Genomic DNA, 20,984 nt, shown 5'->3' with positions numbered 1-20,984 from the left:
AAAGCAACCCCCACATCAAATGATTTTGATTTGGGGGTTGTACTTTAAGAACTTATTTTAGTGATTTCATTTAGAGCTCTTGGAGGCCTGATCCTGATTCCCGTACACCGTCACCTCCGTGGAGTCCAGGTCGAGAATGAGGGCGGAGGGCAGGCAGGGCCGAATGAGGTTGTGATTAATGTTACTAAGCTCCAGCCGGAATTCGGATTGCTTTTGCCAAGTCATGCCAATTCTTTGTACAGCAGGGATTGATGTGGACAACGGCCACCGAGAAAAAGCCGGAGCAGCGAATCGTACTGCAGATGTCAAGGGCGACGGATTCGTTCAATCGACTGCAGCAAGATGGAACCGAAAGGGATACGGTTATAACGCCTCTTCTTCCGTAAATATTAAAGTCGACTAAAAGGAGTCAAGTGTACATAAACAAACAAGTGACACCGTAAGATACCCGGTGCCACTGTTTATGCTGATTATTGCTTGTACTGGGGTTCCTGACTTTGAATATACTGAAGCCTCGCATTTAGGGAGTCAACGATCGTTTTCTGCGATTGTGCCATGGATTGGAACATCTGTTTTGCATTTTGATCCTGTGTTTCCAATGCGAACGACTTCAAACTTGCCATAACCGATTCAGCGCTTGCGACCGTCTGCTGCATTTTTGTTGATACTGTCATCTACATCACCTTCAAGCCATCGCGGGAGCTTGCAGCTCTTGCAATGAATATTGGCATTCAACGAGACAAAGGTCGAGATGATGCGCCCCTTCATTTAACATCATCTTCACCATCGGATTTGTTTCTTGATTGGCCAAACTGCGAAGCTGGCCGGCAGTTTGCTGGCACTTCTGAATACATTGCTGTATATCTGTAGAAGGATTCGCTGTCATTTTCATACACCTCTCTCAAAGAATTGATTGTTGTTACTGTGCATGCTCAGCAGCATGTTCACATTGACGAATACACATTTCGATATGAACGGCGCCTTGCGTTGTCATGTCTCTTATGGCAGCTTTAGGCACGGCGTTTGTGGCTGTACGCAGCATGTTTGCCGTGTTCGTGCAATCAGTAATGCATTGCTGGATTTCTTGTTTAGTAGCCAAGATTGTCACCTCCTTTCTTTTTACCCTGTCTAATGTAACCAAGTATGAAAAATTTATTGTAAGTTGATCGGGTATTTAATCAATTGCTGAATTTGCTGCTGAATCTGGGTAACGTGCTGCATATGTTCGTCCCGGAACTGGGTGAAGAGTTGTCTGGTTTCCGCATTCGTGATCTGCATCATGTATTTGTTGTACAGCATTTGATGCGCCATTTCCGTCTCAAGGATATCGTGCATTTTATCGAGTTTATTCATGTGTTAGATCCTCCCGGTTATACAATGCCAAATCCGCTCATTTTCTGGGTTAACATGTTTTGGCGGGTGCGAGCCGCCATCTCCATGCCTTGAAACATTTTTTGGATCTGCGGCTCGGTTATTTCTTTATGCAGCTCGGCCAGTTTGCCCGCCAGCACTTGCTCATGAAATAGCATATCTTTAAATGCGTTATTCAAGATTTCCTGTTCTGAAAGCATGGTCATCCTCTTCGTCTCCCTTTTCCCGATTAATTTAACTTGTTTTGAACGCTCACATGGATATTGCCTGTCGATTCAAGTGTTGCCAATAACACTTGAGAAATAGAGAATCCTTTTTTGGCGATCTCCATTTCCAGCCAGTTTACCTTTAAGCCCAGCGCATACAGATGCTGCCGTTCCACTTTACCATCGTAGATTAGCACGGTCCCCATTCCAGCCGGTTTTTCCGGAAGTTTCAACATACTTCTCGTTACAGGGGAGGATTCCGGTGTTTTTAGTACACTGAGTTCCCCCATAGGTTCCAGCACAGCAGAAGCTACATCGGATAAGTTATGTACTTTTTTTAAGCGGAGCTGGGCTAATAAATCATCCATCGTTACTTGAGCCCTTTTTAAATTTTTTTGTAGGATCTGCCCGTTTTTTACTAAGGGTACAGGGTTTGTGCCTACCCACGAGGGAAATCCGTAGTCGATTGATGAAAGCAGCAGACTCAAGGAATAAGCAACCGCTATTATAACTAGGGCGGCGGCAAGTGAAGATTCCGGATTTACCATTCGGGATGTCGCCACATGAGCCATACCGGCATGAGTGATAAAATTGAAGGCCGAAACAATTCCCACCTGTCGCGGGCCCATCAGTCGGGTCATGACTACAATACTAAAGTAAAGAATCGTTACTCTTAAGAAAATCATAAGTGGATTTAACGATGGTCCGCCATTCCATAAAGTATCCCAGTTCATCTGACATTCCTCTATTCAAGTAGTTGAGATAAAATCACACCTAAAACGACAATTGCAATGCCTATCCCCCCCAAATGACACTATGACAGGATGCCGGTCGTTTGTTCCATTAGCGTGAATGACCATGCCTGTGGAATTAATCATGGATGGGCAAATGATTCGGCAAAATTTTAAACAGAAACATCTATCTCAGAACTGGCTAATGAACGAATTGGTCAGTCGAAGTATATCCGACATCTCTGAAGCAACCTATGCCTGTCTGGGTACCGATCAAAAACTATAAGCGGTTTGGCGGCATTACGAACTGCTCATCACCGAATAATACAGTTCTCCTTGAGGGCTGATGGTCGCCAAATAAACATCCTTGAAATGCATAACCCCATATTTGAATAATTGGTTTTCCAACCATTCTTCCGAAAGATTTAAGGAATATAAATTATCACGCAGCACTTTGCCGCGATTAATAAGAATGGTGGGCAATCCACCGGGTGGAACGGGAATTTGAAACTCGGTCGGAGTGGGCGGCAAATGTTCGTTTTTTTTCACGATACTCAAATGTCCACTGGTTTCCAAAATCACCTGCTCGACTTCTGCTAAGTCAGAAGAATCCGCAAGCCTCATTTCGGAGAGGAGCAGGTCATTGTTGAAAAAGAAGCGGCGCATATTTTGCTCGTGTATGATCCCTTTTTCAACCAAAATAACCGGTTTTCTCGTCATGAATCTGGACCAAAATCTGCTTCTTACAGCTAACCATGAAATGAAAAAGTGCCAATAATATAAGGTAGCCGTTGCGATGATCGTAGTGGTGAACAATATTTTCCCGTCAAGCAAAGGAGCGACAGCCAAAGCGCCCAACATCCATAAAAAAACGAAGTCGAAAGCGGTGAATTGCCCTGCTGCCCGTTTCATGAGAAACTTGCTCATCAAATAAATAAGGACCATGGAAACGATTGACCTAACCGCAAATCCTGTATTGGATAGATGTTTTGCCGATTTGAATAATTCAACGAATTGATCCATTTTTTTCACACTCTCATGAGTATTTTCGATTAATTTTAATGCATAAAAAAGTGACAAAGCCCCCCTTGCTACGAAGCCATTTAAAGGCATTCATCTGCTCACATTTTGCAGTGATCTTCCTTAAATTTGTCGCACTTGGATGCTCATGTGTCGCAAATCGTGGCGTAGATGGAGCAGATTTGTTTAGCGTACATACTGTTTCTGGCCATGTATTGCGAATCGAAGGCGCAAATGTCGGCGCAATCATGCAGCATTTGGATGCAATGAACCCCTAACTTGCACATCAGACTTTTTTAAACAAGCGGTCAAGCACTCTTCACATGCTTGCATTATAACGATTACAAGCATTGATGCAGTTTTGATTCACTTTCTCATCGTGAACAACAGTCATTCCTTTTTCCACCTTGTTTTGAAATACGTTTTGTAGTTTTTACCCATCTCGCCATCCCTATTCATACATGGGAGAACTTATGGAAAAACTATCGTAAGCAAAGGAGGGAGCTTGAATATGGATTGAATGATGGACGTACGGATATGAAGGGGATGTGTTTGATTATGCTGATCGGCATTATCGTGATTGCAATCACCGGTTATACCGTGTATTTCGTGGCCAGGCAATTGAGCAAGAAATACAACAACAGTACCTACAGTACGACGTATCTCAGTATTCAGTATATTTAGAACCCCAAACTTGGAGAAAGACTTCCTAAAAGTCTTTCCTTACAAGATGATATAAAATTTGAACACTTTGCTGCAAAACGTAAGTTTAATAAAAGAGACTCATTAATTACAACCAAAGCCGTACGCATCCGCTTGTACCCAAAGGCAGGGCGAAGTTCTTTGTAATGCAAATAGCAAAAGTTCCACGGTTCACTTACCATAATTTTAGGAAGAGCACTCCCTTGCGGGCAGCGCGTAAAGCGAAGAATGCCAATGTAAAAGAGCATAGCGAGAGTTTCTACGTTAGAAATCGATAAAATGCAACTGGCTTTGTTATACACGTTAAGGTACTTCGGAGTTCAGCACGTCGATCTACAGCTCATCACGTTTCGTGTTTGAATCTTCTTAAAAAGATACGCAGAGGAACTTCGATAGGACAAGGCACGCTCCCTCAAACTAGGCATATGATGTAGTACTCTAGTCTGGAGGGAGTGAAAAAGATGTTTCCTGAGCATCAAGGTCTCATGAACCCCGTGTATCCTTATTATCCTTGGCAGCCTTATCGAATTCACACATATCCTTTTCACGTAACCGGTAACCCTGTAATGTATCCACCTTATTATGGAAATGAGCGGTTTAGTTCCTGGTATGAGAATGAAATTAAGGATTATGGGAAAGAACCGTTTGTAGTCAACATCGATCAAGTAACGAAGCAGAACAACACGTATCGTACCGCTTTATGGACGGGAGAGCACTTCCAAGTTACGGTGATGAGCATTCCGGTCGGAGATGACATAGGATTAGAAGTACATCCTACTACAGACCAATTTATTCGAATTGAAGAGGGTCAAGGTCTCGTTCAAATGGGGGACTCGAGAGATAACTTGGATTTTAAGACAACGGCCTACGATGATTATGCAATTATGGTCCCTGCGGGCAAATGGCATAACTTAACGAACACTGGAAATAAGCCATTAAAAGTTTACGTCATTTATGCGCCTCCAGAGCATCCGCGCGGTACCGTACACGTTACGAAAGCGGACGCGATGGCATCTCATGATCGACAACGCTTTTAATTTAGCGCAGGATTGTATGCATAAGTACCGGTTACCATTAATTGGTGACCGGTTTTCTATTTCTTTGCGATTTACTCATTAGCTAACATTCTTCGTTTCAATAAAGGTTTCAAGAGCACTTCATGAAAAAGGCGTCGAGCTGGATATAACGTATCATATCCTCGAAGTGTGCAATCCGGTGGAAGCGAAACGGGTATTAACCAAAAAGCGCTGGTCGGTTATTTTCTTCCGTGTAAGCTCGCTGTTTACGCAGAAAATGGAACGACCAAGATCGAGATGCCTAAACCTACGGCGCTTATCGGTTTGGTCCATAACGATGAATTGATGGCGATCGCCTCAGACATTGAGAATCGGCTTATTGCTTGTGTGGATGAGAGCCGGTAACTTTGTTGATGAGAGTTTAAGTTGTGATTCCTTGGAAAATTAAAGCTTTTTTATACGAAAATGAACATCTGAAAAAGCGAAAAAAGACTCTCCTCCATTTAAAATGAAAGTCAAAAAATTTTATGTTAAGAGGCTTCGGTGGATTCTAACTTCACGTTAAATCCCTGAGCCTCAATTTTTTTAATCCAATACTCCACGGAAGATGTTGAAGAGGTCAGATAGTCCCAACCTGTTTCTTGGTAAGGTACCTTGTCTTTGAGCATTTTGTAGATCATTCTAAGTATCAGATGGGCTGTCGCTATGGTTGCCTTTTTCTGTCCTCGTCGTTTCTGTATGCGATAAAAGAAAGAAGCAAGTCGTGTGCCCTTGGATTTACTTGCTGCCCAGGCTGCTTGGCAAAGTACTGCCTTCAGACTTTTATTTCCCTTCGCTATTCTCGAACTTTTCTTTTTTCCTGCACTCTCATTATTGCCTGGACTTAGCCCAGCCCAAGCTGCTATTTGTGGATCGCCTCCAAAACAAGACATATCATTCCCGATCTCCGCTAAGATGACCGCCGCTGCATCTTTCTGGATTCCGGGAATGGTTACCAGTAGCTCAACCGATGTTAAGTGGGGTTCTAGTAACCGATCAATTTCTGACTCTACCGTCGCTAGTTGACTTTCCACATAGCTTAAATGGTCGAAATGCAGTCCGAGCATCATGCGATGATGTTTCCTCAGGCGTCCGTCCAATGCCTCAAGAAGCTCTGGAACTTTGCGTTTGAGGGAGGTCTTTACTTTATTCCTGACTTCTTCAGCAACCAGGACTTCTCCGTTAATGACCGATTCTATTAAAGCACGACCCGATGTCCCAAAAATATCGCTGATATATGTGGTTAGCTTTAAATTAGCATCCTGCAAAATCTTGTGAATTCGATTCTTCTCTGCGGTTGCGTCCCGAAGCAGCTTGCGTCGGTAACGTGTCAAATCCCGCAGATTTCGAATGTCGGCTGGAGGGACAAAGCTGGGGGTAATGAGACCGGAACGAAGCAATTGTGCAATCCAAGTCGCATCAGCTATATCTGTTTTACGTCCGGGCACATTTTTAATGCGTTTGGCATTCGCCAGAATCAGCGTGAATGCCCCTTCTAAGATGTTCCAAACAGGCTTCCAGTATACCCCTGTACTTTCCATGGCAACGTGAGTGCATCCCCAATCACTGAGCCAATCATGGAGTGCCAGTAATCCTTTTGTAGTTGTAGAAAAAGTACGGATTTCTTGCTTCGGTTTACGTTCTAATTCACCATACAAGAGACAAGCCACCACGTTCTCTTGATGAACGTCTAGCCCTGCGCATCTTTCCAAAATCGCCTCCATCCACATCACTCCTGAGATTCAGTTTGATGCAGGCCATGTACCCTCAAGTAAAAGGATTTTTATACTCGTGCTCATAGCACAATTGGCGGTACTCGTGGGATACAATCGGCCGGTTTGGGACTCAGAGTGTGTCCTACCAAAAAAGTCTCGGCCTGTGCCCTGCACTTCCATTATGGAAGCTTCGGAGTCACAAGCCAAGACATTTTCATTCATGGTAGTGGCCGTCAGGCCATGTTAGTTTGGGACAGGAGGTTTCCCATGATACTGCCTGCAACGACGGAAAGAGTGGAGAAGCATACCAATGGCCCTATTAATGCTGAAATACAACAACAAACGGAGCAGAATATCGCTTGTTGGAAAGTACGCAGCAAACCCGAAATCCAGGAGCGAATCCGGGAACTGGACCGCGATTGGGATACGGAACGGGTACTGGAAGCGAACGCTTCAGCGATAGTATTCCGGGATACGGCAGCAGCTGATTTTTGGGCGTTGGATGTTGAAACGAGAGTTATCTTCATCAAAAGCGCATAATTTCAACATTCTATCCACATTACCTCTTTCTATAATAAAGACAAATAGAAGAAAGCATATTAAAAAGGAGGAAGAAATATGGCTTGGTCTTGGCTGCGTGTGTTGGTAGTTCCATTTAGTTTGGGGTCTACGGTGCTTCGAAGAAACGAAAAAACGAATTCCTATTCTAAGATCGCGGAATCCGACTGGAACCTTCATTCTGATTACTTTGAATTAATGGTCCAAAATGAACGTCTGAAAAAAGAGATTGAAGACTTAACCGTGTAATTATGTACTTAGAATAAAAAAATGACGTTGAAAATAATTGACCTTTATTCAAGGTAAATAATATATTCTTCTTCAAAAGCTTGCCGGACGGCAAGCTTTTGTTTTGTTTATTAAATTTCTTGGTTAATGGAGGGTGACAAAAAATATACCCAGAGGAGGTATCATTAGTGTAAAAGCAAATGGTTACAGGATTACTCGCAGTGTCCCTTGCCTTGGGAACCTCTACAACTGTTTTAGCTGAAACAAATGATACAGCAGAAATGAATCATTCAGAGTTTATGACAATGGAAGGAAATCATATTACTGAGATGGAGAGCGAGCCCTTAACCTCGCCTAACTCGTCTGCGGAGAATAATCTATTACAAACGAATACAAAAAATACAACAAGAATCGAAACCTCTAATCCGATTCAAGCGGCGATCCTGACAGCTCAAACCATCTGGCCGGCGACGCATAAAGAGTACTGCCCAGGTGCGGTTGTCCTTGCTGATGTATACGATTGGCAAACATCCGTAGTCAGTGCAAAGCTGATTCATCATCCTGATGATGCCCCTATACTTCTCACCTCTAAAGGCCAGATGCCCGATTCAACTTTAAATAAAATCAAACTTTTAAATCCAAAAGGGAACGGGAAAGGCACTCATATATTTATTATGGGATCTGCACTAAACAATATTCCGGAAAGCTTGAGCGGTTATAAAATTACAAGGGTCCCGGAGGCAGCTCCAACTGCTTTTGCGGCCAAAGGTTGATCTAACCTACAAGACAGATCCGATTGACTTGAGTAAAGCTTTTTCTTTTTTCAAGAGTTCCATATTCTTATAAATTTATTATCCTTCATTACTATAGGGGTGAATTATGGAGGTGAACTCTCCCCCACTTAGCTTTACGCATGAAGTGGGGGCTTCTGTTGGCATCGATACAGGGTTGCACACGCTGCGAGCTTCATAACTTAAAGACTCAGTGCCTGTTGCACCCTAATGAGGGAAGCCAATGTCCAATACGTTCGTTTTGCCAATGAAGGGTCTTTTGCCTCCAAGGACAACCACATCTTTTCAGATGTGGCTTTGTGTATAGTACGTAGCACGTATCGTGCGCCGATGTTATACGAGGCATTAAGGTCCGCGTGATACGTTTTGCCTGTTGCGAATACAGCAATATCACGCTTTGTGTTGCGTTGCACAAACCCACTGCCGTCAAAAGCAAGCGCACTGGTATTTGCAGGATTGACCATGGAAACCCGAATCCCCAAGAAATGCGCCATTTCGGTCACTTTCGTTTGGATGCGCCGTTTGGCCCAAAACTGGAGTTTGGCACGAAGCCGCTTGGCTCCCCGCGTTCCTTTAGGCAAACGCATTTTGCCTAAATACTCCATGACAATGACATCTGCGCGGTGCTTTTGGGCAAAGGCGAGGATTTGATGCGCGGTATCGTGGACGATATGCGTCTGTAACCCGTTCATCCGCCGCCAGAAATTCGGTTTTGCACCTATACCGGATTGACGCTGGGCTTGTTTCAGTTTGCCTGTGATTTGGCGCATCCGATCTTTCTCTTTGGCTTGGTTGATAAATGCCCTCGCCAAGACAGTGCCGCTTGCGTCCATCATGGAACAAACTGCGGAATTCGTTAATCCTAAATCAACGGCACACACCCGCTGCTTGGAAAATTCCGCCTGGGTCAGCTTCACATCCCCTTCATAGGCGATATGAAGAGCATAGCGTTTTCCTGTTCGAACCAATGTGGGGCTGCATTCTTTCATGCTCCACACGTTACGTTTAAATAGGTCTTGCTCCTTAAAGGTAATGGGGAGCCAGACCCAATCGCCTTGATGAAATATCTTGATGTTGGCTGCCCGATCGGAGGTTCGGATGAACATATTGCCTTTGTACAAGCAAGGGAACGCCTGATGCTGGGCCTTAAGTGTCGGCGGTTTCTTCGAAAAGCGTTTCCCTTCGTGCTGGGCGTGTTGCCGCTCGGCTTGCCAAAGCTCAAAACGGGAATGATGACTTTTCACAATGCCAAACGCTTCGGCAATGGCACTTCTGCGGAAGTACGAAGGAAACTTATAAAAGCGTTGATCAAATTCGGCGTAGAGTGGATTCGAATTGTGCCTGGTACGGTGAGTCAGCCGTTCTACCGCCGTCACCACCGCTTGGGTGGATAACGATGCCAAGGACATAAACTTCTCTTGAATGACCGTAATCAAGAACGACAGCGCCTCTTGATACACATGGAGAGTTGCATCCAACATGCGGTGGTGAGATGTAATCGGATGTTTGAGTGTTTTGACCACCTTCATGAGACGCGCCTCCATCACATGTTTGATGGATCAAGCATAGCACAAGAACGTATGTTTGGTAAAGCGGACGTGTCTAACCCCCACCTTCGCTGTTGGCTTAGAGGTGGAGGACTGCGACACTAAATCTGTTCAAATGAAGTTCTAATGAAGATAAAGAGAGGAATGAGACAGACTCTCCATTCATAACTTTTATGAGGAAATGGAGAGGGGGAAGAATCCGTTGCAGACTGCCAATACAACACGTATCCGATGCAGTAATCCGGAAGAGTGTTCGATTATGGTGAGTAATCTTTTATATCCAGCAGCGATGGAACCATGGAGAGTGAATTCGGTTATTCTTGCTTCCGATAGCGTTTTTCAAACGGTAATCCCTGTCGCCTCTTTAATTCATTATCCATTTAATGCTTTGTCGTTTCGGTGGATAGTGCTGAAGAGTTTCTTCCCTCGCTTGGATTCTCCGCTCATATGGGAACCCCCATTTTGTATGTCAATCGAAATTCCGTTCCCGCCTTAACAAAAGAGTTGGATTGTCAACAGTAAATCAAACAACTTTTTTAAGGGCTGCATGGCGATACTGAATAGGCGTCATATAGCCTAAAGTTCCATGAATGCGATGTTTGTTAAACCAGTTGACGTAGTCGGATAATTCCAGTTCTAACTGTCGAAGGCTCTGGAAGTTCATCTGGTTTACGAACTCTGTTTTCATGATTTTATAGGTGGCTTCGGCGACGGCGTTGTCATATGGACAGCCCTTCATGCTGAGTGAGCGGCCAATGTTAAACGTCTTTAAAAGCCCATGCCTTACTGTCGGCTCCCCTATCCCATACAGGGAAACATACGCCCTTATTGCCACTTAAAACCGAAACCTTACCCCAAGAGTATTCCTCATATCTTGAATATTTGCGGCCAAAAGGCATGCATCCAGAACCTCCATTTATGCATGCCTTTCTAGTCGGGGATGAGCGACTGATTTCATTTAATCAGCAGCTTATAATCGAAAAGAACATCGCATTTGAGGAATCCTCGATATCAAACATGCATGAGGTGCGCCAAGTTTAGTCATATCACCTTTAATCAAAGGAGCCTTTCGCCGAGTAATGCCGAGTGAATGGCTCCTTTCTCGTGTTTATTATCTTTCGTTCCCTTCATAACTTCTTAATAAGTTGCAAATTCGTTCTTCATAACTATCTTTTATAGTGTAACTATAAGGAGGAGATACAAATGAAGAAACTTTGGATTGGATTATCGGCATTGGTACTGGTTATGGGGCTTGGAACAGCTGGCGCTTACGCTGCAACGGCAAACAATGATAACAACAACAGCGGCTTCTTCGAAAAAATGCTGCCCTTTGCCAAACAAATGCACCCCAACCTTTCAGAGAAACAAATAGAAGAAATGTACGACAATTGCAGTACTTCAAACGGGGTTGGAATGTCAGAAATGATGCAAAATTCTCAATTTAGTAAAGGTATGATGAACTTCTAATCCGATCATGATAAGATAAGACCTCATACGAAATGAGGTCTGTCTCATTTTTTAAACACACAGAGTAGGTGATGAAGTTCTTGAAAATTTTAGTGGTGGATGATGAAGAGAATATCCTGCAGGTCATCAAGGCTTATTTGGAAAAAAACAATTACATTGTGTACGAGGCCGATACAGGAAGAGGCGCGATTCATCTTTTTGAAACCTTACATCCCGATCTGATCGTGCTGGATTTGATGCTTCCGGATATGACCGGAGAGGAAGTCTGCAGAATGGTGCGGAAGACCTCGAACGTCCCGATTCTCATGCTGACTGCGAAAAGCAGTGAAGACGATATGGTCAATGGCCTAATGATCGGAGCCGACGATTATATTACCAAACCTTTCAGTCCAAGAGAGATGCTCGCTCGGGTGATTAGTTTATTAAGAAGATCCAATCATCCGGAACAGGGGAATACGTCACTGCTGTCATACGCCCAAGGACGTTTAACGATGGATTTGGAACGTTATGAAGTGAAAATTCAAGAGGAGCCCGTTTCCCTTACACCCATGGAGTTTAAGCTGCTGGAAATTTTGGCAAAGCATCCGAAGAGAGTGTTCTCGCGTCTTGAACTGGTTAACCTTAGCCAGGGTCACACCTATGAAGGATTTGAGCGAACCATCGATGTTCATATCAAGAACATTAGGCAAAAAATTGGCGATGACCCTAAGCACCCTGTATTTATCGGTACGGTCTTTGGGGTGGGGTATAAATTTTTGGTGAGTCCGGATGCAAAATAGAGGTGGATTGAGCAGGAAGCTTCTTGTATCACATGCCGGTGTAGCTCTTTCTGCGCTTCTGTCTATTGTCCTGCTTGTCAATCTGGTAATGAACATTTCGTTCAATCAGTATCAGGAAAACCAGCAGCAGGAGGAAATACAAAGGTTACTTGACGATCTTAAAGCTGCTTATAATGAATCAACCCGTCAATGGAATGCGAATGTTTGGATGCTCATTTCTCACCAGGCGATGATTAGTGATTATATCGTTCGTGTTTATGACAATGACCACCGCTTGATTTGGGACACCAGCCAAATGGGGATGCAGGGACAGGCGTATTTCAAGCCCTTGCAAGACACAATCCAGAAAACAATCGTAAAAGGCAATCAGCAGGTGGGAACATTGGAATTTCAACCCATGAACGAAACGTCCAAAAGCTTGAATCAGCAGTTTCTGCGCATGTTTAATACGCTGTTATGGGCAGCATTGGTTCTCGTCATGGTCGGGACGTATCTGTTTAGCCGATATATCGCCAAAAGTATTAGCCAGCCTCTTTTAGAGATCAAAGATATCGCTTTAAGAATGAAGGAGGGAGATCTCACCTCCCGAGTTGAAGGTTCAAATCAAAATACGGAGATCTATGAGGTGGGGCGAGCTCTTAATCATTTGGCCGAAGGACTGGAAAAACAAGATCAGTTAAGGAGAACACTGACCGCTGATGTGGCACATGAGCTGCGCACGCCCTTAACGACGATACAAAGCCATTTGGAAGCCTTTCAGGATGGCATCTGGGAACCTTCGCCGGATAAGCTTCAAGTGTGCCATGACCAAGTACTGCGCCTGGTCCAACTCATAAGTGATTTGGAAAATCTGGCTGCTGTAGAGAATCCTATGGTTCAGCTGAAGGCGGAGATCGTATCTCTTAATGAAGTTGTACATGAGTCGTTAAATACAGTATCCAGTCAGTATAGGCAGAAAGGACTTTCTGCTGACCTGATAAGTAAAAGTGATGTGTGGATCACCGGGGACCGCTCCCGGCTGGTTCAGGTATTCGTGAATCTAATAAGCAATGCATATAAATACACGAGCTCAGGAAGTATTCATATTGAAGTATCAAAGGAAAAAGCAGAAGGCGTCGTCATCGTATCCGATCCCGGGATGGGAATCACTGAAGAGGAACTTCCATATATCTTTGAACGTTTTTACCGCGGGGAGAAATCAAGAAACCGGAAGACAGGCGGAGCGGGAATAGGACTTGCCGTTGTAAAAGCGATTGTAGATGCTCATTCCGGATCTATACATGTGGAAAGTGAGATTAATAAGGGGACAACCGTTCGTGTTCGGCTTCCCATAATTCGATGAAGGGATGAGGCAAAAATGATGATGGGTTATGGTTTTGGGTTCGGAATGTTTGGATTAATCATCAATTTTCTTTTGATCTTGGGTGTAATTTATTTGGTGATAAGATGGGTAAGGGGAGAAGGAAATTCACGTTACAATAGCAACACTCCAGAAAGAATCTTGGACGAGCGATTTGCAAGAGGGGAAATCACAGAAGAAGAATATTTTCGGATGAAGAGTATTTTGCGGGATTAAAAAAAGGAATTGGACTTACGCTGAGATTTAATTAAGACCTTTCACTGAGTTCAAGGGACTGACCCCCGTTTTTGAAACAGGGATCAAATGACCTTGAAAGATTAAGCAGCCAATCGCCGGAAATCCACTGGTAACTGGTATTCATTGTACAGGTTAACCCTTAGAGATAGAACGCTTTAGACTTTAGCGTGGAATGAAAAGACTCTATGGGGGTATTATCAACGGCGTTCCCTTCTGGAGATGCTAATGGTAATGCCCTTCTCCTTTACAGCCGCCGAACATTCCTTTTGTTTCTGCTCTGGATTTATTTCCTCGCCATTTTCAAAAGTCCATATTCACGATGTTTTCTCATTTAAAATCTCACACAATCACGATCAGTAATTACTAAAAAGGTTGTAGTCCTTTAGTAACTTCATCATTCTTCCGCTTGCTGATTTAACTTTTTTTAAACCAAAACCCTGAACCATTTGTTTAATAAACCGGTATTACAACTAAAAAAATTAGTGAAAAATCATTTCATTGGATTTCAATATCTCTTTACTTCCTGGAAGGTCATCGAACCATTCGGCTTCTTTCGGACAATCGAGGATCATAAACTTCCCGTACTCATTAAATTTGGATTGGTGATATTTAAGATAAGCTTTCCCATCCTGTATTGCCAGTATTTCAATCTTTCCGGAGGAGTGGCTCATGGAAAGCCGAACTCTTTTTCCAAGTCCGGAAGTCCGTGCTTTAGCCTGTTCAACAATGTTGTAAACTTGCTCAAGAGAGAGGGTGAAGTCCCGGTTTCCGGCAACCGGCCGGTTCACAAAGAAATAATAGGGGGTCACACCAGCCCAGGAAAGGCGGTCGAGAAGTTCGCCCAGAACTGCTGGATCGTCGTTGATACCCTTCAGTATCGGGGTTTGATTGACGACGATGGCGCCGGCATCATGAAGAGCTTTAAAGCCTTTTTTAGCTTCGGGAGTAATCTCATGGGGGTGATTAATATGAGCCATGATATAAATGCGTTTGTCTTCTGTGGAATAGCGGCGAATCAGATCCAGCAGTTCCCCATCACCGTAAATACGCATGGGATTGAAAGCGGGCATTTTGGAGCCCAGGCGTATAATTTTGACATGCTCGATGCTTCTAAGACGTTCGATGATGCATGCCAGTCTTGAGGTAGAGAGGATAAGACTGTCCCCGCCTGTCAGCAGGACGTTATTAATTTCTGGATGACCAGAGATGTAATCAAAAGCTGCGGACAGGTTGACCACAGCCTCGTTGACGTCATTTCGGAAGAGACGCTTCCGGAAGCAATAGCGGCAGTAAGCTCCGCATACTTCCGAGACGAGTAGAAGAGCGGTTGTCGTGTATTTGTGCTGACACCCCGGCGCCACATAATTGGCCTCTTCGTCTGAGGAATCCCAACGCCCGTACTCATGCAGCTCGCCTTTACTCGGAATGACGAGTTTCCGAAGAGGGTCATTAGGATCCTCCCAGTCGATCAGGGAGAGGTAGTAGTCATTCACCCGAAAGGCGAACGTGTCAGCAATTTGCCGAAGTTCTTCTTTTTCGACATCGGATAACATATCAACTTTGTTCAGATCCATTATGTACTTCACCTTTTTCACCTCAAACACTCCTTCGATTCAGGGATTTGCTTGAGGGGGAGCCATTGCGGCACAATCCTTCCATAGTCAGACAAGAGGATGAAAAAAGAGACCCTTGGTAAGGGTCTCTAATTATTCAAGCAGAAAATTAGACCCATCCACTGCTGACGAGGTTAGCTGACGGACTCGGGTAAGATGGTACCCTACATTCCCAAAGGGAATGATTCGCCCCAAAAGACTGGTTCCCCCGCTTTTCAACACATGGTTGAAAACTAAGCGTGGGTAAAGTATAACCCTGGCCCCTCGAAAAAGTCAAAACTTTCCTTGGTAACAGTCTTAATCTCCTCGATTTCAATCCGGGATAGCTTTATGGTGGATAACGTATCGGCGATTCATTTGGATCATACCGGGGAAGTGGCGGAGGCGGTTGCCGGTGCGGAGATTGTCACAACTGCTGTAGGTCTTTCGGCACTTAAAGATATCGCGGGACCCATTGCCCAGGGGATTGAACTTCGGCTGCAAAAAGAAGGAGGCCAGGGGAAGCCTCTGCATGCCATTGCCTGTAAGAATGGAAAAGGAAACGGCCAGCATCTAAAGAATTCGGTGTACCGCCATCTGACTCCGTCTTTTCAAGAACTTGCCGATCGGCGGATCGCATTTCCCAATGTGATGATGGATCGTATTGTCCCTGTCAAAAAAAACAAAGACCCGTTGGAAGTCCTCGTCGAACCCTATAAGACCATGATTCGCTTAAAGAAGTATACGCAGGCCAATCCACTAATCGATTTAGAATATAAAGATAGTGTTTCTGAGCAACCAGGGGAAAGGGGGAATAGACCAAGGATGCCAAAAGCGGCAGGTACCGAGCCGAAGCCTGAGCTGGTTGATTTATTGATTCGAATGGAACAGTATATTGAGCATCAGAATCAGCACTGGTTGAGAAACGAATTTGAGAAGTTTAAGTGACCAAGAGTTTGAAAAGCGCCACATCGAGAAATGGCAAACCGAGCTTGCTTTTTTAGGAATATCTGGATATAGTTAAAGTGAAATTTTGGTGTGTGCAACTGGCGTAAACGTGGTGAACCACGAGGAAGCACACAGAATAACAGCCGTTCGCCTGGGCAAAGTATTTGGACTTAAGTTCAAATACTTTTTTATTTTGCGAAAATCTGAAAGGGGATTAATTTAGATGGAGATTGCTCTACGGTATGGCATGAACCCGCATCAAAATAAGGCGAAAATATACTCTAAAGGAACATTGCCCATAAAGATATTAAATGGTGATGCAAGTTACATAAACATTTTAGATGCATTAAATGCTTTTCAGCTTGTTCGGGAACTTAGGCGATGTATCGGTCAACCGTCAGCAGCCTCGTTTAAGCATGTAAGTCCGGCTGGTGCAGCTGTTTATTCCCCGTTAAGTGAGTCACTTGTCAAATCTTATTTCGTAGAAGGTCTGGAACTGTCTCCTTTGGCTACTGCGTATGCAAGAGCCAGAGGGGCGGACCGAATGTCTTCGTTTGGTGACTGTGCAGCTTTTAGCGATCGGGTCGATGTGACCGTAGCGAATTTACTCAAAAAAGAGGTCTCCGATATCATTGTTGCGCCAGGATACGATGAGGATGCATTGACACTTCTCAAAAAGAAAAAGAACGGAAAATATCTCATCATAGAGATCAATTCGGACTACATACCTGATCTGATCGAAACAAGATCTGTGTTCGGTATCACGATGGAGCAAGAACGAAATGATATAGAGATTTCAGAGGAACTCTTTAAGAACATTGTAACAACACAACAAATAATTCCCGATAACGCCAAGAGAGATCTTCTCGTTGCTCTGATTACCCTCAAATATACTCAGTCCAACTCCGTTTGTTTTGCGTTGGATGGCCAGACAATTGGAATTGGCGCAGGGCAGCAATCACGAATTCATTGTACACGACTTGCAGCGGGAAAAGCGGACAATTGGTGGCTAAGGCTGCATCCGATTGTACACCAAATGGATTTCTGTGCTGGAATCTCCCGTACGGAGGTAAATAATGCGATTGACGGCTGGATTAATGAGGACTTTACACCTGCCGAAGAAAAACAGTGGACACAATATTTTAACGCGGTACCTGATCGGCTTACGAAAACTGAGAAGCAAAATTGGCTAAGAGGCTTAAAAGAAGTTTCCTATGTTTCCGACGCTTTTCTGCCTTTCCGTGATAATATTGATCGAGCTGCTCAAAGTGGAGTCAGGTACCTGGTTCAAACCGGAAATTCACTGCGTGATGATCAGGTCATAGAGGCAGCAAACGAATACGGAATGGTCATGGCCTATTCGGGTATCCGATTGTTTCATCATTAAATTTAAATACTTCAGTATCAAGTTTGTTCTGTGCTTCATTTAAATCTTTTTCATAGTTAGCTTTTTTGTGCTCAATAAGAGCCAGTTGTGCCTCAATCTCGTGTTTTTTGGCTAAAAGTATTTCTTCTTGATTTAAGACGATGGAGTACTTCTCTCTCAGTTCCATTTTATCTTCCCTTGAGAGGCCGAGATAATGGTGAATCATGTCAATTCCCATTCCTGTGCTTCTCATACATTGAATCATTCTCAATCTCATAATTTGATCATCAGAGAACAGGCGGATATTATTCTTATCTCGCGCTATATTTTGCAGCAAACCGATATCTTCATAATAGCGGATTGTTGGTTTGGGCAGGTTAGTTATTTTTGATACTTCCTTAATTGCGTATTTTGGTTCGGTTCCATAAATAAATTCTTCCATAGTTCTCTCCTATATCACTTTGTTCAAGTTACTTGAATGTACAAAAATTACGATAACACATGAATGGAAGAAGAACAAGTCATGGTTATTAGAGTTAAATAGATGATAGTTTCCACAAAAATTATTTTTAATAATATTTGACTTCAAGTTACTTGAACTTAGTATAGTGAATCACGAAGCAAGTAATCATGAATATCGCATAGGAGGTAAATGGATGAACAGGAATGCAGTAATGAAACTTATTGACAAGGTATATATCAATGGAGAATTTGTAAAACCCGACGGAACGGAGCGAATGGATATTATCAATCCGTCAACAGAAGAATTAATTGGGCAGGTGCTGTTGGGAAATGAAACAGATGCCAGAAAGGCGATCGCAGCCGCGAAAGAAGCATTTAAAACTTTCTCACGAACATCAATTAAAGAACGGGGGCTAATGCTACAACGGATACACGACGCAATTCTGTCAAGGGCTGCTGATTTAAACCAGGCGTGCATGGAGGAATATGGTGCTACAGCTAAGGCAGCAGAATTTAGAACTCAGATTTCGGCTGATAGCTTCCTTTTAGCAAAAGAAGCAATGGAGGCTTTTGAATTTACCAGACATATTGGGAAAGCAAAGGTTGTTTTTGAACCGTTGGGCGTCGCTGCTGCGATTACGCCTTGGAATGCGAACAATTCCCAGATTGCTATAAAAGTGGCTACAGCTATATCAGCAGGCTGCACGATCGTTGTAAAGGCTAGTGAATTTTCCTCCATTCAGACTCAAATATTGGCTGAGTGCTTCCATGACGCCGGATTGCCTGCCGGTGTAGTTAATATTGTGTATGGATTGGGAACTTCAGTTGGCGCTGAATTATCCCGTAATCCGGATATTGCAATGATTTCTTTTACAGGCTCTGCGAATACTGCAAAGGCTATACAGCATAGTGCTATTGATACAATGAAAAGAGTCGTTCTGGAATTGGGGGGCAAATCAGCAAATATCATTCTGGATGATGCAGACTTTACAAAAGCGATCCCTCGTGCCGTTACGAGTGCTTTTGGAAATCACGGGCAGATGTGCATTGCCGGCAGCAGATTATTGGTACCAGAGCATCGACTTGATGAAGTAAAAGAACTTATCAAAGTGGCGGTTGAGAATACCAAGGTGGGTTATCCATGGGAAAATGACACATTTATTGGCCCACTGATGAATGAAAATCAATACAAACGAGTTCAGCGATATATCAAAATAGGTATGGAGGAAGGTGCGGATTTAGTAAGTGGCGGAGAAGGACACCCAGAAGGTTTAGATAAAGGTTATTTTGTAAAACCGACCGTTTTTGCAAATGTAACCAGAGATATGACGATTGCCAGAGAAGAAATATTTGGACCCGTATTATCTATTTTAACGTATCGAACGGAGGAAGAAGCTATAGAAATTGCAAATGACACAGAGTATGGATTAGGTGCATATATCAGTTCTTCTAATATAGAAAAAGCAAACCGCATTGCTTCTCAGCTTGTTGCCGGAACAGTTCTCATTAATGATGGTATTTTCGAAATGAGAGCTCCCTATGGTGGCTTTAAACAATCTGGAATCGGCCGAGAGGGTGGCATATATGGCCTCGAAGAATATCTTGAGCCTAAAACCATATTGAGTTCTAATTAAGTAATTATGATGTGAGTACACTCTGAAAATATCCTGGCTGCCGAAAATCATAAAAGGGTAGCTATGCGCAACGCCATGAACATTGACGCAGATCCAAAAACAACACTTACGGTTCCTTATTCTACTAATACGAGGAGTGACATCCATGAATGACGCTAAGATGAATGATGCTAAGATGAATGATGCCAAGTACGCCCTGGTCACGGGGGGCAACAAGGGGGTGGGGCTGGCCACGGTGCGCCAGCTGGCCGAGCGAGGCATGACCGTCCTGCTCGGCAGCCGAGACGCCCAGCTCGGCGCCGTCGCGGCCCAGGAACTCGCCGAGGCTGGCCTCACGGTGAAACCCCTTCAGATCGACATCACGGACGACACCTCAGTCACGACCGCAGCCGAATACATCCGCAGCACTTTCGGGCGCTTGGACGTGCTTGTGAACAATGCGGGCGTTATCGTGCGCAAGCAGGCGACCGAGGTGACCGCCGAGGGCATGCATACGGAGTTCGAGACCAACGTCTTCGGTACGGTCCGCGTTATCCACGCGATGCTTCCGCTGCTGCGCGAATCCAAGTCGCCAAGGATCGTCAACGTCTCCAGCGACTCAGCCATGTTCGCCAGGGCCACCGAGACGGGGTCCATGTTCGCCCGCTCCCACGAATCGTTCTCCTACTCGGCGTCGAAAGTAGCATTGAACATGTTGACCGTCAAGTACGCCAACGCCTTCCTCGACGACCCTTCGCTGGCGCATGTGAAGATCAATGCCGTGACGCCCGGATACGTCGCAACCGACCTGAACGGTTTCCGTGGTGTACTCACCACGGAGGAGGGAGCACGCGCCTCAGTGCACTGGGCCACCGTCGGCGATGAAGCCCCGACGGGCGGTTTCTTCGACGAAAACGGCCCAGTGCCCTGGTGATGTGCTAAACTTCACGGTCCGAAGGTCCCCTGCTGGCTGGTCGGGCGGTGTGCGGATTACTGCCGCGCGGGACGCCAGACGCCCGACCAGCCGCACCTCTAGTGGGGAGCGGTGTGCGTGGCGGTACCTCTCGACCAGGGAAAATGATTTCTCAAAGAGTTAGTTGCAATGAAAATATTGGGTATGTTAAGATTGCGCTAACACTGACGATAGGAGTTGAAGAGGATAATGTAATATTTCTTGCTTAAGTTTAAAGAATAAAACAAGTTCTGTTTGCTCTGTTTTGTTCTTTATTTGCAAGA

Annotated in this window: 27 protein-coding genes, 3 pseudogenes and 2 riboswitches; of the genes and pseudogenes, 16 read left to right on the top strand and 14 right to left on the bottom strand. The window is 44.3% G+C overall.

The window, feature by feature from the left end; all coding sequences use genetic code 11:
• Positions 1–72: 72 nt before the first annotated feature.
• A pseudogene (locus tag G5B47_RS26230) lies at positions 73–302 on the bottom strand (IS1380 family transposase); the annotation flags it as partial.
• Here G5B47_RS26230 and G5B47_RS17480 point away from each other — a divergent pair.
• Entirely contained in the window at positions 254–403 is a 150-nt protein-coding gene (locus G5B47_RS17480) for a hypothetical protein (protein WP_165100609.1), read from the top strand. The pseudogene G5B47_RS26230 and the gene G5B47_RS17480 overlap by 49 nt on opposite strands.
• 67 nt (positions 404–470) lie before the next feature.
• Here the strand turns inward: G5B47_RS17480 and G5B47_RS17475 are convergent, their stop codons facing one another.
• Genes G5B47_RS17475 through G5B47_RS17450 form a run of 6 tightly spaced genes read right to left on the bottom strand, consistent with a single transcriptional unit; the run spans position 471 to position 2,311 of the window.
• Positions 471–656, bottom strand: coding sequence for a DUF1657 domain-containing protein (locus G5B47_RS17475; RefSeq protein ID WP_407945231.1), 186 nt, complete (start codon positions 654–656; stop codon positions 471–473).
• A gap of 29 nt (positions 657–685) precedes the next feature.
• Positions 686–886 (bottom strand): hypothetical protein, encoded by a 201-nt coding sequence (locus tag G5B47_RS17470; RefSeq protein ID WP_165100603.1) that lies wholly within the window; start codon positions 884–886, stop codon positions 686–688.
• A 33-nt stretch (positions 887–919) separates the two neighbouring features.
• Positions 920–1,099 (bottom strand): hypothetical protein, encoded by a 180-nt coding sequence (locus G5B47_RS17465; protein WP_165100599.1) that lies wholly within the window; start codon positions 1,097–1,099, stop codon positions 920–922.
• 53 nt (positions 1,100–1,152) lie between these two features.
• The gene (locus tag G5B47_RS17460; RefSeq protein WP_165100596.1) at positions 1,153–1,353 is read right to left on the bottom strand and encodes a spore coat protein; all 201 of its coding nucleotides are present in this window, start codon (positions 1,351–1,353) and stop codon (positions 1,153–1,155) included.
• Positions 1,354–1,370: 17 nt separating this feature from the next.
• Positions 1,371–1,577 (bottom strand): hypothetical protein, encoded by a 207-nt coding sequence (locus G5B47_RS17455; RefSeq protein WP_165100594.1) that lies wholly within the window; start codon positions 1,575–1,577, stop codon positions 1,371–1,373.
• Between the two features lie 23 nt (positions 1,578–1,600).
• Entirely contained in the window at positions 1,601–2,311 is a 711-nt protein-coding gene (locus G5B47_RS17450; RefSeq protein ID WP_165100592.1) for a DUF421 domain-containing protein, read from the bottom strand.
• Between the two features lie 118 nt (positions 2,312–2,429).
• On the opposite strand from G5B47_RS17450, the gene G5B47_RS26210 reads away from it, so the two are divergent.
• Positions 2,430–2,594 (top strand): YetF domain-containing protein, encoded by a 165-nt coding sequence (locus tag G5B47_RS26210; protein WP_407945229.1) that lies wholly within the window; start codon positions 2,430–2,432, stop codon positions 2,592–2,594.
• A gap of 14 nt (positions 2,595–2,608) precedes the next feature.
• On the opposite strand, the gene G5B47_RS17445 is transcribed toward G5B47_RS26210, so the two are convergent.
• A complete protein-coding gene (locus G5B47_RS17445; protein ID WP_165100589.1) occupies positions 2,609–3,331 on the bottom strand; it encodes a YetF domain-containing protein in 723 nt (240 codons plus the stop codon).
• Positions 3,332–3,844: 513 nt separating this feature from the next.
• On the opposite strand from G5B47_RS17445, the gene G5B47_RS17440 reads away from it, so the two are divergent.
• From G5B47_RS17440 to G5B47_RS17430, 3 genes are all read left to right on the top strand, one after another.
• Positions 3,845–4,012, top strand: a complete 168-nt coding sequence (locus tag G5B47_RS17440; RefSeq protein WP_165100586.1) for a hypothetical protein — start codon at positions 3,845–3,847, stop codon at positions 4,010–4,012.
• 584 nt (positions 4,013–4,596) lie between these two features.
• A complete protein-coding gene (locus G5B47_RS17435; RefSeq protein ID WP_407945230.1) occupies positions 4,597–5,067 on the top strand; it encodes a cupin domain-containing protein in 471 nt (156 codons plus the stop codon).
• A 168-nt stretch (positions 5,068–5,235) separates the two neighbouring features.
• Complete coding sequence (locus tag G5B47_RS17430; RefSeq protein ID WP_407945228.1) at positions 5,236–5,451, top strand: DUF302 domain-containing protein; 216 nt, start codon at positions 5,236–5,238, stop codon at positions 5,449–5,451.
• Between the two features lie 125 nt (positions 5,452–5,576).
• On the opposite strand, the gene G5B47_RS17425 is transcribed toward G5B47_RS17430, so the two are convergent.
• Complete coding sequence (locus tag G5B47_RS17425) at positions 5,577–6,809, bottom strand: IS110 family RNA-guided transposase (protein ID WP_165100584.1); 1,233 nt, start codon at positions 6,807–6,809, stop codon at positions 5,577–5,579.
• 258 nt (positions 6,810–7,067) lie between these two features.
• On the opposite strand from G5B47_RS17425, the gene G5B47_RS17420 reads away from it, so the two are divergent.
• The 3 genes from G5B47_RS17420 (at position 7,068) to G5B47_RS17410 (ending at position 8,359) form a co-directional block, all read left to right on the top strand.
• Entirely contained in the window at positions 7,068–7,340 is a 273-nt protein-coding gene (locus G5B47_RS17420; protein WP_165100582.1) for a hypothetical protein, read from the top strand.
• A 78-nt stretch (positions 7,341–7,418) separates the two neighbouring features.
• Positions 7,419–7,607 carry a hypothetical protein gene (locus G5B47_RS17415; RefSeq protein WP_165100579.1) on the top strand — a complete coding sequence of 63 codons (189 nt, stop codon included), beginning with the start codon at positions 7,419–7,421 and terminating at the stop codon, positions 7,605–7,607.
• A 200-nt stretch (positions 7,608–7,807) separates the two neighbouring features.
• Positions 7,808–8,359 (top strand): hypothetical protein, encoded by a 552-nt coding sequence (locus tag G5B47_RS17410; RefSeq protein ID WP_165100576.1) that lies wholly within the window; start codon positions 7,808–7,810, stop codon positions 8,357–8,359.
• Positions 8,360–8,559: 200 nt separating this feature from the next.
• Here the strand turns inward: G5B47_RS17410 and G5B47_RS17405 are convergent, their stop codons facing one another.
• Both G5B47_RS17405 and G5B47_RS17400 read right to left on the bottom strand, forming a co-directional pair.
• A complete protein-coding gene (locus G5B47_RS17405) occupies positions 8,560–9,906 on the bottom strand; it encodes an RNA-guided endonuclease TnpB family protein (RefSeq protein ID WP_165100573.1) in 1,347 nt (448 codons plus the stop codon).
• A 541-nt stretch (positions 9,907–10,447) separates the two neighbouring features.
• Positions 10,448–10,696, bottom strand: a pseudogene (locus G5B47_RS17400) (IS3 family transposase); the annotation flags it as partial.
• Between the two features lie 431 nt (positions 10,697–11,127).
• Between G5B47_RS17400 and G5B47_RS17395 the strand changes: the two are divergent.
• From G5B47_RS17395 to G5B47_RS17380, 4 genes are all read left to right on the top strand, one after another.
• Positions 11,128–11,391: an FAD/FMN-containing dehydrogenase gene (locus tag G5B47_RS17395; protein WP_165100567.1), complete on the top strand. Its 264-nt coding sequence runs from the start codon at positions 11,128–11,130 to the stop codon at positions 11,389–11,391.
• 71 nt (positions 11,392–11,462) lie between these two features.
• Positions 11,463–12,170, top strand: a complete 708-nt coding sequence (locus G5B47_RS17390; protein WP_165100564.1) for a response regulator transcription factor — start codon at positions 11,463–11,465, stop codon at positions 12,168–12,170.
• Positions 12,160–13,512, top strand: coding sequence for a sensor histidine kinase (locus tag G5B47_RS17385; protein WP_165100562.1), 1,353 nt, complete (start codon positions 12,160–12,162; stop codon positions 13,510–13,512). The genes G5B47_RS17390 and G5B47_RS17385 overlap by 11 nt, the downstream gene beginning before the upstream one ends.
• A 15-nt stretch (positions 13,513–13,527) precedes the next feature.
• On the top strand, positions 13,528–13,746 hold the full coding sequence (locus G5B47_RS17380) for an SHOCT domain-containing protein (protein ID WP_165100559.1): 219 nt from the start codon (positions 13,528–13,530) through the stop codon (positions 13,744–13,746).
• A 163-nt stretch (positions 13,747–13,909) separates the two neighbouring features.
• Here G5B47_RS17380 and G5B47_RS26205 read toward each other — a convergent pair.
• Together G5B47_RS26205 and G5B47_RS17375 are read right to left on the bottom strand one after the other, a co-directional pair.
• Positions 13,910–14,030: pseudogene (locus G5B47_RS26205) on the bottom strand (IS3 family transposase); the annotation flags it as partial.
• Between the two features lie 216 nt (positions 14,031–14,246).
• Positions 14,247–15,362 carry a KamA family radical SAM protein gene (locus G5B47_RS17375; RefSeq protein WP_165100555.1) on the bottom strand — a complete coding sequence of 372 codons (1,116 nt, stop codon included), beginning with the start codon at positions 15,360–15,362 and terminating at the stop codon, positions 14,247–14,249.
• A gap of 126 nt (positions 15,363–15,488) precedes the next feature.
• Positions 15,489–15,630, bottom strand: a riboswitch (cyclic di-AMP (ydaO/yuaA leader).
• A gap of 80 nt (positions 15,631–15,710) precedes the next feature.
• On the opposite strand from G5B47_RS17375, the gene G5B47_RS25380 reads away from it, so the two are divergent.
• Together G5B47_RS25380 and G5B47_RS17365 are read left to right on the top strand one after the other, a co-directional pair.
• Entirely contained in the window at positions 15,711–16,307 is a 597-nt protein-coding gene (locus G5B47_RS25380) for a mannitol dehydrogenase family protein (RefSeq protein WP_206107415.1), read from the top strand.
• An 84-nt stretch (positions 16,308–16,391) separates the two neighbouring features.
• Positions 16,392–16,471: riboswitch (ZMP/ZTP riboswitch) on the top strand.
• 59 nt (positions 16,472–16,530) lie between these two features.
• Positions 16,531–17,694: a phosphoribosylaminoimidazolecarboxamide formyltransferase gene (locus G5B47_RS17365; protein WP_165100552.1), complete on the top strand. Its 1,164-nt coding sequence runs from the start codon at positions 16,531–16,533 to the stop codon at positions 17,692–17,694.
• Here the strand turns inward: G5B47_RS17365 and G5B47_RS17360 are convergent.
• Entirely contained in the window at positions 17,657–18,115 is a 459-nt protein-coding gene (locus tag G5B47_RS17360) for a MerR family transcriptional regulator (protein ID WP_165100549.1), read from the bottom strand. The genes G5B47_RS17365 and G5B47_RS17360 overlap by 38 nt on opposite strands.
• Positions 18,116–18,329: 214 nt before the next feature.
• Here G5B47_RS17360 and G5B47_RS17355 point away from each other — a divergent pair, with 214 nt between their 5' ends.
• Positions 18,330–19,769 carry an aldehyde dehydrogenase family protein gene (locus G5B47_RS17355; protein ID WP_235949714.1) on the top strand — a complete coding sequence of 480 codons (1,440 nt, stop codon included), beginning with the start codon at positions 18,330–18,332 and terminating at the stop codon, positions 19,767–19,769.
• A 145-nt stretch (positions 19,770–19,914) separates the two neighbouring features.
• Entirely contained in the window at positions 19,915–20,682 is a 768-nt protein-coding gene (locus G5B47_RS17350) for an SDR family oxidoreductase (RefSeq protein WP_206107414.1), read from the top strand.
• Positions 20,683–20,984 lie beyond the last annotated feature (302 nt).

Source organism: Paenibacillus apii (genome assembly GCF_011043685.1).
GTDB classification, from domain to species: Bacteria; Bacillota; Bacilli; order Paenibacillales; family Paenibacillaceae; genus Paenibacillus_AQ; species Paenibacillus_AQ sabinae.
This window is presented reverse-complemented; position numbering and strand designations above follow the sequence as displayed.

Coding starts and splice junctions, on each gene's coding strand:
- G5B47_RS17470 (WP_165100603.1), bottom strand. CDS start 886: ATGACAGCGAATCCTTCTACAGATATACAGCAATGTATTCAGAAGTGC.
- G5B47_RS17365 (WP_165100552.1), top strand. CDS start 16,531: ATGGAGATTGCTCTACGGTATGGCATGAACCCGCATCAAAATAAGGCG.
- G5B47_RS17435 (WP_407945230.1), top strand. CDS start 4,597: ATGTATCCACCTTATTATGGAAATGAGCGGTTTAGTTCCTGGTATGAG.
- G5B47_RS17460 (WP_165100596.1), bottom strand. CDS start 1,353: ATGAATAAACTCGATAAAATGCACGATATCCTTGAGACGGAAATGGCG.
- G5B47_RS17360 (WP_165100549.1), bottom strand. CDS start 18,115: ATGGAAGAATTTATTTATGGAACCGAACCAAAATACGCAATTAAGGAA.
- G5B47_RS17455 (WP_165100594.1), bottom strand. CDS start 1,577: ATGACCATGCTTTCAGAACAGGAAATCTTGAATAACGCATTTAAAGAT.
- G5B47_RS17450 (WP_165100592.1), bottom strand. CDS start 2,311: ATGAACTGGGATACTTTATGGAATGGCGGACCATCGTTAAATCCACTT.
- G5B47_RS17380 (WP_165100559.1), top strand. CDS start 13,528: ATGATGATGGGTTATGGTTTTGGGTTCGGAATGTTTGGATTAATCATC.
- G5B47_RS26210 (WP_407945229.1), top strand. CDS start 2,430: ATGACCATGCCTGTGGAATTAATCATGGATGGGCAAATGATTCGGCAA.
- G5B47_RS17395 (WP_165100567.1), top strand. CDS start 11,128: ATGAAGAAACTTTGGATTGGATTATCGGCATTGGTACTGGTTATGGGG.
- G5B47_RS17390 (WP_165100564.1), top strand. CDS start 11,463: ATGAAGTTCTTGAAAATTTTAGTGGTGGATGATGAAGAGAATATCCTG.
- G5B47_RS17355 (WP_235949714.1), top strand. CDS start 18,330: ATGAACAGGAATGCAGTAATGAAACTTATTGACAAGGTATATATCAAT.
- G5B47_RS17405 (WP_165100573.1), bottom strand. CDS start 9,906: ATGAAGGTGGTCAAAACACTCAAACATCCGATTACATCTCACCACCGC.
- G5B47_RS25380 (WP_206107415.1), top strand. CDS start 15,711: ATGGTGGATAACGTATCGGCGATTCATTTGGATCATACCGGGGAAGTG.
- G5B47_RS17420 (WP_165100582.1), top strand. CDS start 7,068: ATGATACTGCCTGCAACGACGGAAAGAGTGGAGAAGCATACCAATGGC.
- G5B47_RS17475 (WP_407945231.1), bottom strand. CDS start 656: ATGCAGCAGACGGTCGCAAGCGCTGAATCGGTTATGGCAAGTTTGAAG.
- G5B47_RS17445 (WP_165100589.1), bottom strand. CDS start 3,331: ATGGATCAATTCGTTGAATTATTCAAATCGGCAAAACATCTATCCAAT.
- G5B47_RS17425 (WP_165100584.1), bottom strand. CDS start 6,809: ATGGAGGCGATTTTGGAAAGATGCGCAGGGCTAGACGTTCATCAAGAG.
- G5B47_RS17415 (WP_165100579.1), top strand. CDS start 7,419: ATGGCTTGGTCTTGGCTGCGTGTGTTGGTAGTTCCATTTAGTTTGGGG.
- G5B47_RS17350 (WP_206107414.1), top strand. CDS start 19,915: ATGAATGACGCTAAGATGAATGATGCTAAGATGAATGATGCCAAGTAC.
- G5B47_RS17385 (WP_165100562.1), top strand. CDS start 12,160: ATGCAAAATAGAGGTGGATTGAGCAGGAAGCTTCTTGTATCACATGCC.